This is a genomic window from Iodobacter fluviatilis (genome assembly GCF_004194535.1).
Lineage (GTDB): Bacteria > Pseudomonadota > Gammaproteobacteria > Burkholderiales > Chitinibacteraceae > Iodobacter > Iodobacter fluviatilis_A.
Window position 1 is genome coordinate 255,946 of sequence record NZ_CP025781.1, and the last position, 19,571, is coordinate 275,516.

Annotated in this window: 15 protein-coding genes; 8 read left to right on the forward strand and 7 right to left on the reverse strand. The window is 48.4% G+C overall.

What is annotated here, in order from left to right; all coding sequences use genetic code 11:
- Positions 1-556: 556 nt before the first annotated feature.
- The 7 genes from C1H71_RS01195 to C1H71_RS01225 all read right to left on the reverse strand — a co-directional run bounded on the left by C1H71_RS01195 (position 557) and on the right by C1H71_RS01225 (position 10,506).
- Entirely contained in the window at positions 557-1,120 is a 564-nt protein-coding gene (locus C1H71_RS01195; RefSeq protein WP_130104940.1) for a chalcone isomerase family protein, read from the reverse strand.
- Positions 1,121-1,187: 67 nt separating this feature from the next.
- Entirely contained in the window at positions 1,188-2,393 is a 1,206-nt protein-coding gene (locus tag C1H71_RS01200; protein WP_130104941.1) for an acetyl-CoA C-acyltransferase, read from the reverse strand.
- 340 nt (positions 2,394-2,733) lie between these two features.
- Positions 2,734-5,109 (reverse strand): 3-hydroxyacyl-CoA dehydrogenase/enoyl-CoA hydratase family protein, encoded by a 2,376-nt coding sequence (locus C1H71_RS01205; RefSeq protein WP_130104942.1) that lies wholly within the window; start codon positions 5,107-5,109, stop codon positions 2,734-2,736.
- 91 nt (positions 5,110-5,200) lie between these two features.
- Positions 5,201-6,511 (reverse strand): OmpP1/FadL family transporter, encoded by a 1,311-nt coding sequence (locus tag C1H71_RS01210; protein WP_130104943.1) that lies wholly within the window; start codon positions 6,509-6,511, stop codon positions 5,201-5,203.
- A 230-nt stretch (positions 6,512-6,741) separates the two neighbouring features.
- On the reverse strand, positions 6,742-9,291 hold the full coding sequence (locus C1H71_RS01215; RefSeq protein WP_130104944.1) for an acyl-CoA dehydrogenase: 2,550 nt from the start codon (positions 9,289-9,291) through the stop codon (positions 6,742-6,744).
- Positions 9,292-9,303: 12 nt separating this feature from the next.
- Positions 9,304-9,951 (reverse strand): TetR/AcrR family transcriptional regulator, encoded by a 648-nt coding sequence (locus C1H71_RS01220; RefSeq protein ID WP_130104945.1) that lies wholly within the window; start codon positions 9,949-9,951, stop codon positions 9,304-9,306.
- Positions 9,952-10,125: 174 nt separating this feature from the next.
- Positions 10,126-10,506, reverse strand: coding sequence for a YchJ family protein (locus C1H71_RS01225; RefSeq protein ID WP_130104946.1), 381 nt, complete (start codon positions 10,504-10,506; stop codon positions 10,126-10,128).
- A 171-nt stretch (positions 10,507-10,677) separates the two neighbouring features.
- Here C1H71_RS01225 and C1H71_RS01230 point away from each other — a divergent pair, with 171 nt between their 5' ends.
- From C1H71_RS01230 to C1H71_RS01265, 8 genes are all read left to right on the forward strand, one after another.
- Positions 10,678-11,343, forward strand: a complete 666-nt coding sequence (locus C1H71_RS01230) for an HAD family hydrolase (RefSeq protein ID WP_130104947.1) — start codon at positions 10,678-10,680, stop codon at positions 11,341-11,343.
- A 275-nt stretch (positions 11,344-11,618) separates the two neighbouring features.
- A complete protein-coding gene (locus C1H71_RS01235; RefSeq protein WP_130104948.1) occupies positions 11,619-12,758 on the forward strand; it encodes a methyl-accepting chemotaxis protein in 1,140 nt (379 codons plus the stop codon).
- A gap of 489 nt (positions 12,759-13,247) precedes the next feature.
- Positions 13,248-13,925 carry an Hpt domain-containing protein gene (locus C1H71_RS01240; protein WP_262488365.1) on the forward strand — a complete coding sequence of 226 codons (678 nt, stop codon included), beginning with the start codon at positions 13,248-13,250 and terminating at the stop codon, positions 13,923-13,925.
- Between the two features lie 33 nt (positions 13,926-13,958).
- Complete coding sequence (locus tag C1H71_RS01245; RefSeq protein ID WP_130104949.1) at positions 13,959-15,596, forward strand: methyl-accepting chemotaxis protein; 1,638 nt, start codon at positions 13,959-13,961, stop codon at positions 15,594-15,596.
- A gap of 64 nt (positions 15,597-15,660) precedes the next feature.
- Positions 15,661-16,197: a chemotaxis protein CheW gene (locus C1H71_RS01250; RefSeq protein ID WP_130104950.1), complete on the forward strand. Its 537-nt coding sequence runs from the start codon at positions 15,661-15,663 to the stop codon at positions 16,195-16,197.
- A 443-nt stretch (positions 16,198-16,640) separates the two neighbouring features.
- A complete protein-coding gene (locus C1H71_RS01255; RefSeq protein ID WP_130104951.1) occupies positions 16,641-17,012 on the forward strand; it encodes a response regulator in 372 nt (123 codons plus the stop codon).
- Positions 17,013-17,023: 11 nt separating this feature from the next.
- The gene (locus tag C1H71_RS01260; protein WP_130104952.1) at positions 17,024-17,344 is read left to right on the forward strand and encodes an STAS domain-containing protein; all 321 of its coding nucleotides are present in this window, start codon (positions 17,024-17,026) and stop codon (positions 17,342-17,344) included.
- Positions 17,331-19,544 carry a chemotaxis protein CheA gene (locus tag C1H71_RS01265; RefSeq protein ID WP_262488366.1) on the forward strand — a complete coding sequence of 738 codons (2,214 nt, stop codon included), beginning with the start codon at positions 17,331-17,333 and terminating at the stop codon, positions 19,542-19,544. Before C1H71_RS01260 ends, C1H71_RS01265 begins: the two co-directional genes overlap by 14 nt.
- Positions 19,545-19,571: the final 27 nt, after the last annotated feature.

Consider the following 19,571-nt stretch of genomic DNA (forward strand, 5'->3'; position numbering starts at 1 on the left):
CCAGTCTGCTGCGCAAAAACGCAGAACAGAACTGGGCAAAAAAAGACTAGATGAAGAATCAAAACACACTACACACACAACAACTTACTACCACAACAACTACATACTACTAAACCACTAGATCAACGAATCAAACCTTGCAACTTCATCAACAAGTTTTGAGCAGCTTCGATGTTCTTAAAAATACTTTGCAAGGTACGCATAACAAGCGCCTTAGTGAGCGAGGTTAGGCATCTACCCCCAATGAAGCAATGACGATACTTTAACAAAACTACAAAACGCATGCAAGTACATTTGTAGTAAAACTACTCGATAGATACAAAAAAACACAATAAACAACTACATTTAATAATAAATATATTATAAATATCAATAGATTAACGTGTAATAAAATTTAAAAAAATAAAATCAACAAGTAGTAATACTACACAAAAAAAACACCTTCACGCATTTGCAGCCTACAAAAAAAAGCAATAAACCATACACAACGACCAAAAAACCAAGGCCCATTTACATATCGTCTATTGCTTGTCTTAAATGCTTTAAAACTATTTACTTACTTACCTAATAGTGCCGCTTTTAAACCGTCATTTACTGGCACACGCCCTAGCCAGATGGATAGCATCGCCGCAGCAAAATCATCCCCAGCAATCACTGCGTAAGTCTTTCCACGCACTGTAACCCGCGTACCTTGGCCTGGCATAAAATCAAGCTGAATCACATCACCCTTAGCAGCAGTTTTAACTTGTTTAAATACCTGCTCCAGCTCAATAATTTTTGGCGAGAGTGTCGCTAAAGTGGCCTCACTCTGATTGGCTTTTAAACCATCAACAAACCCCTCGTGCATAGCCGCAGCAGATACTTCACGCAGCATCCGCAGTTCCATCCGGCGTGGCGACACCGCATTGACAACCGCTGACGCATCTTGCGTTTTGCTTGGCACATACAGCGCAGCCAAATACACATCAAAGAACACTTTTTTACGCACCCCCGCACCATTAAGCGCCAAAGACTGGCTGGATAATTCAGTACGGTCAGCTAAGCTAACCCCCGCCACTTCCAAAGCCATACAGCTTTGAGTGGCCAGTACAAAAGAGGCGGTCATTAAGAGCTTTTTCACTATGGTATTCCTTACGAAAAAACCCACAGACTATGCCGTGGGTTTAAAGGAGAGATGGTTTACAGGCTTACAACGACTGAATAATACCTGCAGCGCCCATACCTGTACCGATACACATCGAGATCATGCCGTACTTGCCTGCCATACCGTGGCGGCGCATACCGTGCACGATCGTTGCCGCGCGAATCGCGCCGGTTGCACCCAGTGGATGGCCCAAAGCAATTGCGCCGCCTAGTGGATTAACTTTACTCATATCCAGACTAAGATCACGCGCCACAGCCAGTGCTTGCGCGGCAAAGGCTTCGTTCAGCTCGATCCAACCCAAATCATCCAGCGTCAGACCTGCTAACTTCAGTGCCGCCGGAATCGCTTCTTTCGGGCCAATCCCCATGATATGTGCCGGAACGCCTTTTACGGCAAAGGTCACATAACGCGCCAAAGGCACCAGATTAAATTGCTTCAGAATACGCTCGGAAACCAAAATCACCGCGCCTGCACCATCGGACATTTGCGAGCTATTACCGGCAGTAACCGAGCCCTTAGCCGCGAATACGGTTTTAAGCTTAGCCAAGCCTTCCATCGTAGTGCCAGCACGCGGGCCTTCGTCGGTATCACAAATCTTGCTGGTGACTTCAACTTCACCAGTCGCTAAATTGGGCGTGCGTGCAAATACTTCTAGCGGGCTGATTTCGTCTTTGAATTCGCCCGTGGCAATCGCATGCAAGGCACGACGGTTTGATTCAACTGCAAACGCGTCTTGGTCTTCACGGGATACATTCCATTGATCCGCTACTTTTTCTGCCGTCAGGCCCATGCCGAAAGCAATACCGAGGTTTTCATTTTTAGTGAAAATCTCAGGATTCAGGGAGATTTTATTTCCCATCATCGGCACTTGCGACATGCTTTCCGTACCCGCCGCGATCATCACATCTGCTTCGCCCAAGCGAATCTTATCCGCTGCCATAGCAATGGCATTCACGCCTGAGGAGCAGAAACGATTGATGGTTACACCACCGACCGTATCTGGCAAACCGGCCAGTAGCACAGCCATACGAGCAATATTCATCCCCTGCTCGGCTTCTGGCATGGCGCAGCCCACAATCACGTCTTCGATCAGCTTAGGATCAAGCTGAGGCACTTGCGCCAGCGCACTTCTTAATACATGGGCTAGCAAATCATCCGGGCGAACATTGCGCAGCATACCGCGCGGTGCTTTACCAACCGGGCTGCGTGTCGCAGCGACGATATAAGCTTCTTGAATCTGTCTGCTCATTTTGAGCTCCTAAATATGGGGTATTCGCTAAAGCCAAGAATCAACCGTAAACCAAAAGAAGCTGTAGACACAAAGCACATAAAGGGCACGGAGAAAACCAGAGTAAAAACACGCCAATAATATCTATTGTCACGTCACAGACTGAACCGCTCAAAAAACTTTAAAACCGTCATCCCCGAGTGTTTTTGTCGGGGATCCAGTAGTACCACTGGATTCCCGATAACAGCATTCGGGAATGACGTAGCGGTTTAGTTTCAGAGATAGTGCGACGATGCTTAGCTCGTTTTACTTGGTATGTTCTGTGTTCTCCCCGATCTCTGTGTCTACAGAACTTTTCTGTTTAGTTACGCAGCGGCTTGTTGTTTTCCAGCATATACATGATGCGCTCTTGCGTTTTGCCGGTTTTGAGCAGCTTCATAAAGCGCTCACGCTCTAACTTGAGGATCCATTCTTCATCCACCAGCGTACCCGCATCGACATCACCACCAGTCATGATTTCGGCAATATGGCCAGCAATCAGGTAGTCGTGCTTAGAGATAAAGCCGCCTTCCAGCATATTGATCAGCTGGCCTTTGATGGTTGCAGCGCCTGCACGGCCCGCTACAGCAAAGGATTTTGGCTTAAGCGGTGCTTTGTAGCCTGATTCGCTCATGGCACGTACTTGCGCTTTAGCCACATAGAGCAATTCATTCGGGTTAAACACAATAATATCTGAGCTACGCAGATAGCCAATTTGCTGGCCTTCTTCCGCGCTCGTACCCACTTTGGCCATCGCTACCGACAGATAGTAGTCTTTCAGCGCGCCAACGATATCGCCTTTTGCTTCTTGCGAGGCACGCAGTGCAAATTCTTTACACCCACCGCCTGCTGGCAAGAGGCCTACGCCCACTTCAACCAAGCCGATATAAGTCTCTAGGCAAGCCACAACGCGTGAGCAGTGCATTAAGAATTCGCAACCGCCACCAAAGGCATAACCCTGAGCCGCGCCAACTACCGGCACAGCTGCATATTTGATGCGCATACTGGCTTTTTGGAATTCGGCCACCATGTTTTCGATCGAAGCAAAGTCGCCAGTCATAAAGGCCGGGCCCATGCTCATCAAATCTGCCCCCACCGAGAACGGTGCTTCTGGATGCCAAACCACCAAACCAGCGTAGCGCTCTTCAGCGATCGTAACCGCTTGATTTACGCCAGCCAGTACATCTGGGCCGATGCAATGTGCTTTGGTTTTAAAGCTTAGAACAGCGACATCTTCACCGGCTTGCGCCCAGAGGCGAACGCCGTCATTTTCAAAAATCGTTTCGCCATAAAGAGGCGCTGCATCACCCACCACGGTTGGCGGGTAGAGCTGGCGCTTATAAACTGGCAAGTTAGAGCGTTGTTTCAGGGCATTATCTGCCGCGCTGAACGAGCCTTCTGGTGTATGCACAGCATCACGCGCCGATACCCAAGCTGGCAATGCCACATCGCTCATGGATTGGCCTGCTGCTGAATCCGCAGCAATGGCCGCAGCAATCTCTTGCCAACCCGCGGCTTGCCACTGCTCGAACGGGCCTTGATTCCAGCCGAATCCCCAACGAATCGCAAAGTCCACATCGCGTGCGTTGTCCGCAATGGTATCGAGGTGATAGCTGATGTAATGCCATACATCACGCATGCAGGCCCAGAGGAATTGCGCTTCTGGGTGAGCCGATTCGCGCAAGGCTTTAAAGCGTGCTGCTGGATCGGTAATTTTCAGCAGCGCTTTCACTTCATCGCTTCCCTTCTGGCCGCCAGCAATATAGTCCCCAGTGCTTGGGTCCAGCATCAACACATCGCGGCCTACTTTCTTGAATACGCCCGCCTTGGTTTTTTGCCCCAAAGCACCGTTTTCAATCAGCTTTTGCATCCAAGCCGGAACAGTGAAGTATTTATGCCAAGGATCTGCTGCCAATTGCTCAGTCATGGTTTTAACCACATGAGCAAAGGTATCCAAACCAACCACATCGGCAGTGCGGAAAGTCGCTGATTTCGGACGACCCAAGCGTGGGCCAGTCAGATCATCAACCACATCAAAACGGATGCCGAGGCGTTCGGCGTGATAAATCGTTGCCAGCATGGAGAACACACCAATGCGGTTGGCAACAAAGTTAGGGGTGTCTTTAGCGCGTACTACGCCCTTGCCCATGCGGGTAGCAAGGAAGCTTTCCAGCGCGTCCATCATTACAGGATCAGTCTGGGAATCGGCAATCAACTCAACCAGATACATATAGCGTGGTGGGTTAAAGAAATGGATACCGCAGAAACGGCTGCGCAATTGCTCAGGTACACCGCCAGCCAATGAATTAATGGATAGGCCAGAAGTATTGGACGCCAGAATAGCGTGTGGTGCTACAAAAGGCGCAATCTTGGCATAAAGATCGAGTTTCCAATCAAGGCGTTCAGCAATCGCCTCAATAATTAAATCGCAATCTTTTAATTTTTCTAAATCAGAACCGTAATTGGCTGGCTCAATATGATCCGCACGCATTGCCGAGGCTAATGGCGATGGTTTCATTTTTTTAAGATTGGCAATTGCCTTTGTTGCAATGGCATTTGCATCGCCTTCTTTGGCTGGAGCCGGTAAGTCAAATAAAACGGTTTTAATTCCCGCATTGGCAAGATGGGCAGCAATTTGCGCTCCCATAACGCCCGCGCCGAGAACGGCAACCTGACGGATATGCACGGTATTGGCCATGTTTAGCCTCGCTAAATGGAAAGGAAGAGCGGCGAGAGCCGCCCAGAGTCAAACGAAACCTCCCCCGCAAGGGGGAGGGTTAAACAAAAAATTAGAAGCGGTAATTCAGCTGCGCACCAAATACATTGGCGTAAGCAGAAATATCTGCGTTAGTCGTAACAGCATTACTATTAATATCAATATTCGACATACTTGAATCTTTAAATTTCACATAGGTATAAGCCACGTCAACCGACATATTTTTATCGATTGCATAGTTAAACCCAGTCGAGAACCAATAACGATCGCTGTCTGGCAAATTAGCAATACGATATTTTGCCTCATCAGCCGGTGATTGATCGTAAGCCAAACCAAAGCGCAATTTCAAAGGATCGTTATATTGATAACTCAAACCCAAAGAGAAACGATCGGTATCGCGCCACTTTTGTTCAATATCTGCATTAAAACCAGCGTCTGTGTCCAAATTTAAATCTTGAAACTTAGAATGCCAAGTATGCGTCCAATCGCCTGTTATGGCGAATTGGTCATTTAACTTTTTATAAAAGTTAATCGCAAATGAATCAGGTGTTTCTAAATCAACTGTACCATTTGAATTAAGCAGTTTCTTCAAATTAGCTAAGCCAGGAGGAAAAGCACCTGGCACGTAAAACTTGGTATCCCCCTGCAGACTATGGCTCAAACTAGAGCGATATGCTGCACCAAAACGCAAACTATCATCTACTTTCCAAGTCACGCCTAAATTAAAACCATAAGCCCAATTATCGCCCTCGTAATCCATCGAGCCATCAAGTGCCGGTGTTGAATTACCACCAACAGTTGCTTGACCACCCAGATCAATCATTTTCTTAAAGCGTGCTTTCATATATTGGGCAGTAACACCTGCACCAACAGAAAACTGCTCATTAACTTTGTAGGCTACCGAAGGGTTTAGAGCCAAAGTCATGAGTTCAAGATCAGTGCCGTTGTAACGGCCAATCCATTTATCATCAAAATTGGTTTTGTCGCCAAATGGCACAAACATCGCCAAGCCCATAAATAACTGCTCATTGACTTGATGAGTGATATAAGTTTGTGGAACAAAAACAGGTTTAGTCGCCGTACCGCCATCATTACCTGTTACTGGCTTACCGCGGCTATTGGTCGCATTCAAATTAGAAAAGCTGATGTGCGGATCGACTACAACCAAAGCACCCGAAATATTAGTGCCCCGTAAATTAGTCATCCCTGCGGGGTTGTAAAACAATACAGATGCATCTTCTGCTTCGGCAGCGTTTGAATTAGCAACGCCTTGCGAGCTAACACTTTGCACACCAAAGTGATAACCAGAAGCAAGGGCATTACCGGCAATAAATAAGCTTGCTACACCTAATGTACGAATTGCCATACGGATAGTTCCAGACATCGTTTATCTCCGACTGTGGCCAGTGGCCTATGATTTTATCCTAAACAATAAAAATGCAACAAACCCCAAGTACTCTTTGGTACTTTCGCAGATGGTAAGCTGCCCTTACTCATCTAGCGCATTTGGGCCTCATCGATTTTAGGATACTAAGTGGGTGCAAGCTTATTTTTATTCAAACACCTGTTTCAGCGCATTAGGGATTTCATCACGCAGATGAAATCCCTCTTTTTTTATGACACTGGACGTGTTTCTGTTGCTATTTTTACACTTTCCACCATATTCACCTTGGCCGTTGCCACAACATCCAAAGCTTTAGGCTGATTTAAAATATCGCGATGAATGGCGTTGTCATCAGAGAATGTCAGCGTGGCATCAAAATCATCCACCATAATCACTTCACGCCGTAAGCGACGAGCACGCTCTACAGCAGCAAATTCAGCCGTTGTAATCAAACCTGTGCTCAGTGCCTCAGCCAAACGCTCACCCGCAGTGATGCTTTTTAAAGTGCCTTGGCGATGTGCGTTGCGCAGCTTACCTTCCAACGCTTCAGTTTCAATCACCGCTTTCAAGGCATGCTCTAACACACCAACAGGATCATTTTCGTCTTTAGAGCGATACATATATTGCGTCAGGCGATCACGTGCTACCGATGGCTCCATCAACAGACGTGCAATCTTTGTACCATCCGTATCTGTTGCAGCCTTTAAGCTCAAGCCCAATGGGAACACCAGAGCGCGCATCAAGAAGGCCAACGCACGGCTTGGGTGATTGGCCATAAAGCCATCCATTGCTACCTGGCAATCATACAGCGCCGAATCAACCGCCCAAGCCACAAGTGGCAAATCTTCTTTTGGTGCACCATCGTCATTGAATTTCTTCAACGCTGCCGTCGCAATATAAAGACCGGACAACATATCGCCTAAACGTGCCGATAGTTTTTCACGAAACTTCAAGCTGCCGCCCAATGAAGCCATCCCCATATCAGCTAAGAATGCAAAAGCTGAAGAGAAACGCACCACATTGCGATAACGCTGAGCCATTGCGCCTGATTTTGGCGAGGCAACTAATTTAGCGCCAGTCAAGCCCATTACAAAAGCACGCACCGCATTTGATATTGCAAAGCCAATATGGCCAATCACTGCTGTATCAAAAGCAGGTAAATCTTTATTCATTGCCGCACGTAATTCAGTCAGTACAAACGGATGGCAACGAATTGCGCCCTGACCAAAGATAATCATGCTGCGGGTTAAGATGTTTGCACCTTCAACCGTAATGGCTACCGGAATTGCGCCGTAAGCCCCAGCCAGATAGTTACGCGGGCCAGTACATACCGCTTTACCACCGTGTACATCCATCGCATCGTTAATCACCTTACGCATACGCTCGGTGTTGTGATACTTCAAGATACCGGACAAAACGGATGGCTTCTCACCCATATCCAGCCCTGCTAAAGCCAAACGCTGCGCAGCATCCATTTGGTAAGTCATCCCACCGATACGGCCCAGTGCTTCATCCACACCCTCAAAGCGGCCAATCGATAAACCAAACTGATTACGAATCCGTGAGTACGCACCGGTGGTGTAAGAAGACACCATACCTGATGCTACCGACATCGCTGGCAGAGAAATACAACGACCTACCGACAAACATTCAACCAGCATGCGCCAGCCTTGGCCCACGTAATCTTTACCGCCAATGACCCAATCCATAGGAATAAATACATCTTTACCCCAGTTCGGGCCGTTCTGGAACACCGCTGTACCCGGATAATGGCGACGGCCAATATGTACGCCTTCGTGCTCAGTAGGAATCAGCGCACAAGTGATACCGATGTCTTCTTTATCGCTTAAAAGATGTTCTGGGTCATATAACTTGAATGCCATACCCAGCACCGTAGCGATTGGGCCCAATGTGATGTAACGCTTTTCCCAAGAAAGGCGAATACCCAGCACATTTTCATGGTGAACACCGGTACGCGGATCGGTGTAGCTGCCACGACAAACTTTACCAAAGTCAGGAATACCACCCGCATCTGAACCAGCATCAGGGCTAGTCAATGCAAAGCAAGGAATATCAATCCCTTTAGCTAAGCGTGGCAGGTAGTAATTTTTTTGCTCATCGGTACCGTAATGTTGCAGTAATTCGCCTGGCCCGAGTGAATTTGGCACCATGACCGAAACCGCTGCTGAGCCGGAGCGCGTCGCAATCTTAGTCACAACACGAGCATGAGCGGTATTGCTGAATTCTTTACCGCCATATTGCTTCTTAATGATCATGCCCAAGAAGCCTTGGTCTTTAATAAATTGCCAAGCTTCAGGCGGCAGATCTTTATGTTGGGTAGATATTTTCCAATCATCCAGCATCGCGCAGAGCTGCTCTGTTGGGCCATCTAGGAAGGCTTGCTCGTCGGCAGTTAGCGTTGCTTGCGGAATCGCATGCAGACGATCGAAATCTGGCTTACCTGAAAATAAATCGCGATCCCACCAAACCGTGCCCGCATCAACCGCTTCTTGCTCGGTTTGCGACATGGCAGGTGTGATTTTGCGGAACACTCCAAAAATTGGGCCGGTTAAAATAGCGCGGCGAATCGGCTTGATATTAATCAAAGCCAGCAGTACAACAACCACAATCAAGACACTGGCAGGCATCGCGGAGGTTTGAACCCCAACAGCTGTCGCTACTACTAATAATAGGGAGCTAAGCCAAAGCGGGGCGCGCCAGTAAGCGAGGAGCAAAAACGCGCCAAAAATTGGCAAAATATGCAGCAATACGTTAGTCATGACCGTCTCCAGTTATTGGGCAGCTGGCGCATTTAAGCCAGCACGGATAAAAGGCATTAACATTCGAACCACCAATGCAGGATCGCGGGCATTGACGAGTGAGCTTTCGGTAAATAAACGTAAAACATTATTACCAGCGAATGCATTAAACATAGCACTGGATAAAAAATGAAAACGCCATTGCACTTCTAATTCAGACAGATGTGGTAAAGCCCGCCCTAATGCCGCTAAATACCGCCGAGTTAATTCACCATATCGCTGTGGCATAGTCGCTTTTAATTCTGGATGCGGCTCAACAAATGTTCGAGCTACTAAGCGAACAAACAATAAACCACCGTATTCTGGATTTCTTCCCATTTCTAAAGAAGCCATTACAAATGCTTCTGCTACTTGATCTGCTGTTGGCTGAGCGACGCTTTGCTCTAATTCCTCTAACTTGCCTAATAGCAATCTGGCAAATGGCTCGGCGCGGCGTTCAAATACCGCACGAAACAAACCATCTTTAGAGTGGTAATAATAATTAACTGCCGCAATATTGACTCGGGCCGATTGCGTAATCATGCGCATCGAGGTGGCATCAAAGCCGTGCTCCACAAAAAGAGGCTCTGCTGCATCTAAAATGCGGTTTGCTGTATCTTGCGCCTTGACCGATTCGACCACGTTGCAACTCCTGCTGGGTGTAGTTGATTTAAAACAATTTCAAACGACCGTTTGAAATTATAAGAAGTTGACTTTATTGTCAAGCCAAGACGTAAAAATAGAGGAAAACCCCTAGAGCTTCCGCCTCACAATGCAACACTTCAGCCCTTGTTTTGTGCTGAAGTCCTTCGCGTATTAACTATTTAGCATCTCGCCATCTAAGTAATACCAACGCCCCTCTTCATAAATAAAGCGGCTTCTTTCGTGTAATTTCCAAGCCTTGCCCGCTATTTTATAACGCGCAATAAATTCCACCTCGCCATTAACACCCGCCGCCTGCGCATGTTTAATTTTTAAACCCAACCAGCGCACTGGCTCTTCATCGCTCATGGCTTCTGGCCGCGTTGTAGCATGCCAAGTGGCCAATAAATAATCATGCAAGCCAAATACAAAAGCACTGTAGCGCGAGCGCATTAACTGCTCAGGCGTTGTAGCCGCAGCGCCATCATGCCAAGGGGCACAGCAATCAGCGTACTCACGCCCGCTTTCACAAGGGCAGCTCTTATTCTTTAGCATTCACACACCTGCACTCATCACATTTGAAAGCCTCGCATCATACTGAAGTTAGAGTCTGTTGACGTTTTCCGGCTCAGCGCAATAGCGAATGAAACTTAGCGTAATAATGCAGCGACCAACGCGAGGCGATGGCGTAAAATAAGCGTTTTCAGCTCTTCTATCGGCCACTGCATGTATTTAACTTCTAAACCACTTGCCGCCCTTTTTGATATGGATGGGCTGATGTTAGACACGGAAAGCATCGGTATTGAATGCTGGACTGAAGCGGCGGCTGCGCTCAGTGTGGATATGCCACGTACCCTAGTCATTGGCATGATTGGTATGCATTACAGCAAAACCGACGCTTATCTCCTTGAGCATCTCGGCTCAGCAGCCCCAATAGATAAGTTACGTACAGCTTGCCACAAGCTATATATGGAGCGCACACAAGCGCCAATAGCACACCGCCCTGGGCTGAATGATATTTTAAGCTGGCTTGAAGAAAACAATATCCCTAAAGCCGTTTGCACATCCACACGGCGTAGCATTGCAGAGCATCATTTACGCGCAGCGGGCCTTTGGCCGCGTTTTCAGTTTGCCATCTGCGGGGATGAAGTCACCCACCCTAAGCCCGCACCAGAAATTTACCAAAAAGCCGCTGCCGCATTTAATTTCCCTACTGAATCGTGCCTCGTATTAGAGGATTCCGATTTTGGCGTACAAGCGGCCCATCAAGCTGGCTGCAAAGTCATGATGATCCCCGATCTACGCCCCCCTTCGCGGCATTCTTTAGCGCTCAACATCCCGATTTTAAGCTCCCTGAGTGACGCAAGAGATTTACTCACACAAGCCCAGTAAACCTTACGCCTTAGCCTGCCAAATCAAAGACAGACTAAGGCCCAGCAAAAAATTTAATCCATTTACAGAAACCCCAGCCCCCTCCGCGCCTTCATCGCCATACCATAGAGACGTAGCAAACAGCCCCACCTATAAGCGATTCCCCTTCACGCGAATAAACTCAGACGCACCACAAAAAAGGAACCAGCGACATAATCAAGTCCTTTTTTGTTTTATACACAGCACCGCCCTATATTGAATTTCTAAGGGAAGTCCAATATCAAGGCCATTAACCGATGAAAACGCACAGATATTTATGGAATGGGTGCAATCTGCTCAGCGCAACGCTGGCTATTGTGATGGCAGGAATGCTCAATTTACCTTGGCTAGCCGCCCTTTATTTCCCTATAGGTATGTTATTTAATCGCCTCGCCCACGCCAAACCACCCACTGCAATTGAGCCCCTCACTCAAAAGGACGATGCTGAACCCGCGCCCCTCCCTCAATTGCTGACCGCAGTGGCCCCAATATGGCGTGGCAATATCGAGCTAGCTAGGCGGCAATCTGAAGAAGCAGGTAATCAACTAGGCCAAACACTAAGAGATATAGCCGTGGATTTACGCGCCACGATTCGTGAATCACGCGGAGAATCTGACGACAATCACAACGGCCAGCACAACTTGAGCCAATTGATTGATCATGTACGTGAGCGCACCAACAGCCTTACCCACATCCTTGCGCAAACATCTAGCCACCGTGAAGAGCTAATTAACCAAGTCACCAGTCTTGCCAATTTCTCCTCCGAGTTAGATTCAATGGCAAAAGGCGTAGCGGTCATTGCCAACCAAACCAATTTACTTGCACTCAATGCCGCTATTGAAGCTGCGCGGGCAGGTGAATCGGGCCGAGGCTTTGCCGTAGTTGCCGATGAAGTTCGCAAGCTTTCTACGATGTCGGCTGAAACTGGCAAGCAGATGTCCATCAAAGTAGCCGACATCGATCACGCCTTACGGGACGCAGGCCAAAAAGCCGCCAATATCAGCACCAGCGAATCTCAGCAAATAGGGATGGCCTTGCAATTACTCAATGAATCTCTTTCTGATTTCACCAGTGCCACACAGCAAATGGCACAGACCAATAGCAATTTACAAGCTCAGGGCAATAAAGTTGAACAAGAGCTGAATCAAACCTTAGTTGCTCTTCAGTTTCAAGATAGGGTGTGCCAGATGATGGCGCATGTTGAACAAGACTTAAGCCACCTAGAAGATTACTTAGCCGCTCTAATCAGTGCCCCCATCGATTCTCCACCCCCGCTATCTCTAGCAGACTGGCTAGCCCGATTACGCAGCACTTACTCCACTCAAGAGCAAGCGGCATTGCATGGCGGCTTACCAAGCAAGCCGAGCACAGCAGCAGGGGAGCCCGAGTTCTTTTAAAGCTATCGGCACTGCAATGGTGCCGTTTTACTCGATGGCCACCGCTCAAAACATAATAAAACCGCACACCATGTAGGGGCGCTGCTTGCTACGCCCCTTTACCAATCCGGCAGCTTGACAGCAAATATTAAATCCTGATTGACACTGGCTCATGAAGTGCTAAATCTAATCAATGTAATGATTATTTAAGCACTTACGAATACATACCCAAATAAAGCTTAGCGACATGGTACGAGTACCATCAGCGATTTTTAACTTTCGTTCCGCCCCCAAAAGGAGCTAAACCCGAAGGGCTGAGCCGGTGAATGAGCATTCACTGCGTGATGCTCCTCGACAATAACCCGTTATTGCCTTCATCACATGCCTTGTGCTTGGCCGTTTTCCGGCTCAGCGCAATGGCGAATGAAACATCAACAGACCCCGCCATGAAACACACCTTCCAAAATCTAGGCGTAATGGTGTGCTCAAGACTGCCAACAGAGGCCCACCATGATGGATCTTAGCAAAGCAAGGCTAATCTTTTTTGAAGAAGCTGAAGAGCTATGCGATGCGCTAGAAACCGCCCTGCTCGATCCTATCGCCTACCCACCCAGCACGGAAACTTATAACTTATTATTTCGTACCGCCCATACCATTAAAGGCTCTGGCGGCATCTTTGGGCTGGAAGCCTTGGTGAGATTTGCCCATGTTGTCGAAAACGTATTAGAGCGCTTACGTAGCAATCAACTGGCCTTAAGCGATGAGTTAATTTCGCTCCTACTCGCCAGCAATGATCACCTACGCCGCTTGCTGTTAACCAGCGCGGGCAGTGAAGCAATGGCCTTAGTGGATCTGCCCAAAGGCATACCGCTGCTAGAAAGCCTGTATCAATATCAAGACGTACAACCCACAGCCCGCAGCGTTTCTGACATCGTAGCGCCTCCAAATGAACCGCTTACCCTTTCGCCGCTGCGGCAGTTTTCTTTACGTTTATATCCTAATACCTTTCGATTTGATTTCTACCCACTTTCTTTTTTACACGACTTGAATATCAGTGGCTCCACCATGTTGGGCAGTGGCAAACCAGCACTGGTGCTGGATATCCCCCAACCTATTCAACACGCGTGGCGGCGTGAACGTAAGCTAATTCGTCAACACACTGAAGCATCCGTCAGGGATAAGCATTAGCACCAACCACCGTTTGTCAAAAAGGAAATCAAAATGAACTGGTTCCACAACATCCGCATCCAAATCAAGCTTGCAATCGGCTATGGTGTCATTCTGCTGCTAATGGCTGGCATTCTCTGGGTAGGCATCAGTAGCTTGGGGCTTATGAGCGATCAAACACAAGAAATTGTGGATGATCGATACGCCAAAGTTGATATGTCTAATAGCATTATTAACAACACACTCAATAACGGCCGATCAATTAGAAATATGGTTTTGGTCGAGCCTGCTCAGCAAGAACAACACAAAGCTGATATTGAAAAACGCCGAGCCGAAAACAAAGCATTGCTTGATCAGCTAGACAAAACCATCAACACCACAAAAGGGAGAGAGGGATACAACAAAATAATGGCACAAAGAAACACATTAAATGAGAAGTACACCACCTTTTATGGCTTAGCAGCACAAAAAGATCGCAAACCCGCAATTGATTTTTTACTTAAAGAATTTGCCCCTAGCAATACCGCCTACACAGAAGCATTAAATGAATTTGGCGGCTTCCAACAAGAAAGGATGCTGGCGCTTAGCAAGGAGTCAAAAGCAAGCGCCGTGAGTACACGTAGTTTGATGCTGCTGTCAGGTGGAATAGCACTAGCCGTCACCATCTTGCTCGCCGTATTAATTACCCGCAGTGTTTTACGCCAGCTCGGAGGTGATCCATTCTATGCCATGACGATTGTGGCCCGCGTTTCTGAGGGTGATTTAGCCGTGCCGATCCGCCTAAGCGCCAATGATGATTCCAGCCTGCTGGCCTCCATCAAAGCCATGACCCACCGGCTATCTGGCACGCTTACAGAAATTGGCTCGATGGCCAATGCCATTACCAGCGCCTCGGAACAAGTTTCATCTGCGGCCAATTCCCTATCACAAACCTCATCCGAGCTGGCCTCAAGCGTAGAAGAAACCAGCGCTTCGATCGAAGAAATGAGCGCCACCGTCTCTCAAAATGCCGACAACGCAAGGGTAACAGAAAGCATTGCGTCTAAATCTGCCGGTAGCGCCACCCAAGGCGGCAAGGCCGTTAGCGATATGGTGCACGCCATGAAGGAAATCGCCTCGCGCATCACCGTTATCAATGATATTGCCAACAAAACCGATCTACTTGCCATCAATGCCGCGATTGAAGCCGCCCGCGCAGGCGAGCATGGCAAGGGCTTTGCCACCGTGGCCGTTGAAGTGCGTAAATTGGCTGAGCGCTCACAAGTGGCCGCAAAAGAAATCGGCGATTTAGCCAGCAAATCCGTTGGCGTTGCCGAACGTGCAGGGACTTTGCTGCAAGAAATGCTGCCGGGTATTGATCAAACAGCCACGCTGGTGCAAGAAATCTCCGCCGCATCGCGCGAACAACGCACCGGCATTGATCAGATTAATTCTGCGGTCACCCAAATCAATGGCGGCATGCAATCTTCCGCAGCTTCCGCCGAAGAGCTGAGCTCTACCTCAGAAGAGCTCAGCGCCACAGCCATGCAATTGCAGGAGCTACTGCAGCAATTTAATTTGCGCGGCAGCAAAAGTACTCGGCGCAGCAGCGCTCACACCCCCGCCCGCCGAGTTGTTGTACCTACCTCTTACAATCACCACGATGAAGACTTGGATGATGATGTAGATGACGATAAGTTCAGCAAATACTAGTTTCATACACGGCTGCGTTTGGCCCAGTTTTGGGGCAAAACCCGAAGGGCTGAGGAGAAGAACCATGAAAGAACATCTTGATGCTAGCGATGCAAAGCACCCCAACAAGTTTCACTGCGTCACCTTTATTTTGGGGGAAGATCTGTTTGGGATACAGATTAATTTCATCCGTGAAATCATCGAATTTGAAGGGATTACCCACGTCCCAATGATGCCCAATTTTGTAAGGGGCATTATTAATCTACGTGGCTCGGTGGTGCCGGTGATTGATCTCTCCGTGCGTTTTGGCCGTGAGCTAACCGTGCTTAAGCCCTCTACCTGCGTAGCAATTCTCTCTTTACCGGGGCTGGAAGGCTATTCTGAGGTGGGCATTTTGCTAGATGCGGTGTGCGAGGTATTAGAGATTCCTATGGAGGATATTGACCCGACCCCCACTTTTGGCGCGCGCATTCGTGGCGATTTTATTCAAGGCATCGCCACCATTGAGGAGCGTTTTGCCATTTTACTGAATGTGCAACGTGCGCTATCGGTGGCCGAACTGAGCGCCATGGCCGAATCCGTAATGCAGCTGCATTTGGCCGAAGACACCGAGGCGGCTTAATTGACAGAGGCTTTGTTGCACAAATTAGCCAGACCTCGCTACAAACGCATGAGTAAGCCTGAACCAAGCAAGTACCCCACCCATTAGAACGCCTATCACGCCGCACTTAAATTGTGCGGTTCACTGCCGGTTTGGTTTGATAAAAACATGCAATGGCACGCACTCCTAATAAAAAAACGCGGATGGCAAAACTACCAATGCGTGTTGCGATCTTAAATCGCTTCACGCAATTGGGTATGCCACTGACGATGTGCGTGACGTAAATCCGTATGGCGTTTGGGGCTAATCGTTCTTAAATTGATTTGTGCAACAAAGCTCATGAAGTGCTAAACCTAATCAATGTAATGATTATTTAAGCACTTACGAATACATGCCCAAATAAAGCTTACATACAATCACACCAATCTTGTCTACCCGCTTTTTACTACGATGGCTTAACTACCATGGCAAAAAAAACGATTTTGATACTGGATGACTCGGCCAGCATGCGAGCAACCGTCTCCATTACCTTAAACGGAGCGGGCTACGAGGTGATTGAGGCCAAAGATGGTAACGAAGGGCTAAGCAAGCTCTCTGGGCTACGCGTCAATCTGATTATTTCTGACGTTAATATGCCCGGCATGGATGGCATCACTTTTCTAAAAAAACTAAAAGAGCAAGCGGCGCATCGCTATGTGCCGGTGATTATGCTGACCACAGAATCAGCCGATGATAAAAAACAACAAGGCAAGGAGGCAGGGGCAAAAGCTTGGATTGTTAAACCATTTGAACCCGCCAAATTACTCGACGCGGTCTCCAAGCTGATTCAACCCTAAGCGAGCACACCATGTCACTGCTGCTAGAACACCACAATGGCCAAACTTTGGCACGGCTACAAGGCGAGCTTACGATATTCAATGTAGCCGAAGCCCAAGATGATTTACTCAACCTGCTCAATCACGATGAAGTGATCATTGATCTGTCTGAAGTCAGTGAATTAGATAGCTGTGGCGCGCAATTACTGGCTATTTTGCAGGCTGAAGCGATAAACACAGGCAAAAGTATTGCGCTCTTCACCCTAGACCCCGCCATGAAACACACCTTCCAAAATCTAGGCGTAATGGTGTGCTCAAAGTTACCAACAGAGGCCCACCATGATGGATCTTAGCAAAGCAAGGCTAATCTTTTTTGAAGAAGCTGAAGAGCTATGCGATGCGCTAGAAACCGCCCTGCTCGATCCTATTGCCTACCCACCCAGCACGGAAACTTATAACTTATTATTTCGTACCGCCCATACCATTAAAGGCTCTGGCGGCATCTTTGGGCTGGAAGCCTTGGTGAGATTTGCCCATGTTGTCGAAAACGTATTAGAGCGCTTACGTAGTAATCAACTGGCCTTAAGCGATGAGTTAATTTCGCTCCTACTCGCCAGCAATGATCACCTACGCCGCTTGCTGTTAACCAGCGCGGGCAGTGAAGCAATGGCCTTAGTGGATCTGCCCGAAGGCATACCGCTGCTAGAAAGCCTGCATCAATATCAAGACGTACAACCCACAGCCCGCAGCGTTTCTGAGATCGTAGCGCCTCCAAATGAACCGCTTGCCCCGCAAAACTCACCCCATGCCCTTTCACCGCTGTGGCAGCTTTCTTTACGTTTTCATCCTGATACCTTTCGATTTGGTTTCGACCCGCTTTCTTTTTTACATTACTTGCAAGGGTTTTGTTCAATTAAGCATATTGAACCGGTCTGGCGTACTTGGCCCGCCATGCAGCTTTTCGACCCCACAGAATGCTTTATTGGTTTTGAAATCAGCCTGGAATCGGATGCCACAGCCGATCAAATCAGTGGCACTTTTGATTTTGTGCGTGATGATAGCCTCATCGGCATCCTGCCTCCTCACGCCCCATTAGCGCTTTATCGTCAGCTGGCCGAGCAGCTGCACGCACAAAGAGGCGAAGACATTGCCGATCAGCTTGCACGCTGGTGCGCAAGGGGGGCCTTAAATAACACAGAAGCAATACACGTCCGCAGTGGCAGCTTCGCTATCGCTGAAGAGCCCGTTGCGAGCTATAGCAGCACAGAGCAAGCGAATACCAGCAGCGCAGAGCCAACTAAATCCAGCAGCGCAGACCAGCTCCCTACCAACAACAAAACCGCTAAAGCCCCTAAAACCGAAAGCCAATCCATCCGCATTGAAACCGCCAAGCTTGATCGGCTGATTAATCGCGTAGGCGAGCTGGTGATTGCCGCATCCGGCACCAAGCTGATTGCACAGCAACGCGGCGATGCCGAGCTGATTGAATCGGTTGCCATCATCAATACCTTGGTAGAAAGCATTCGTGATGACGCACTGACCTTACGCATGGTGCCGGTTGACGAGATTTTCAGCCGCTTTCCACGCATGGTGCGCGAAACCTCCAAACAACTCGGCAAAGCCATTCATCTTGAAATCAAAGGAGCCGAAACCGAAGTCGATAAATCGATGGTAGAAAAACTCACCGATCCACTGATGCACATTATTCGCAACGCGGTAGACCACGGTTTGGAGCCCGCAGCGCAACGCCTTGCCGCCAATAAACCAGAAGTAGGCACGGTCACCCTCAATGCCTATCACGATGCAGGCTCGGTGGTGGTAGAAGTCAGCGACGATGGTGCAGGGATTAATCGCGAAAAAGTACTCGCCAAAGCGCTTGAGCGCTCCCTCATCAATGATGAACGCCAGCTTTCCGATCAAGAAATTTTACAGCTGATTTTTTTACCCGGCTTTTCAACCGCCGATGCCGTCAGCGATTTATCGGGCCGTGGCGTGGGCATGGATGTGGTGAAGCGCAATATCGAATCTTTGCGCGGCGAAATAGAAATCCATTCTCGCCCAGGAATAGGCTCTACTTTCCGGCTGCGGCTGCCACTCACCTTAGCCATTATCGATGGCTTCCACGTTGAAGTAGAGAACTCAGCCCTAGTCATGCCGCTAGATATGATGATTGAGTGCGTTGATTTACCGCCAGAAGCCATGGATCACAACACCAGACAAATCAATCTACGCGGTGACTGGCTGCCGTTTATCTCACTACGTGAGCTATTTGGCTTACCCACAGCGCATACCCCAGAATTTATCGTGATTGTGCATTACGGCGAAAACCGTGCGGGCATTGTGGTGGATCGCCTGATTGGCGAGCTACAAGCCGTCATCAAGCCCTTAGGCGATATTTTTAAATCGCTACGTGGTATCAGTGGCTCCACCATTTTGGGCAGTGGCAAACCCGCACTGGTACTGGATATCCCCCAACTTATTCAACACGCATGGCGGCGTGAGCGACGCTTTATCCGTCAACACACCGATGCCGCCGTTTTGGAAAAGCATTAAACCCTGCCCCACGTTATTTAATCTCGT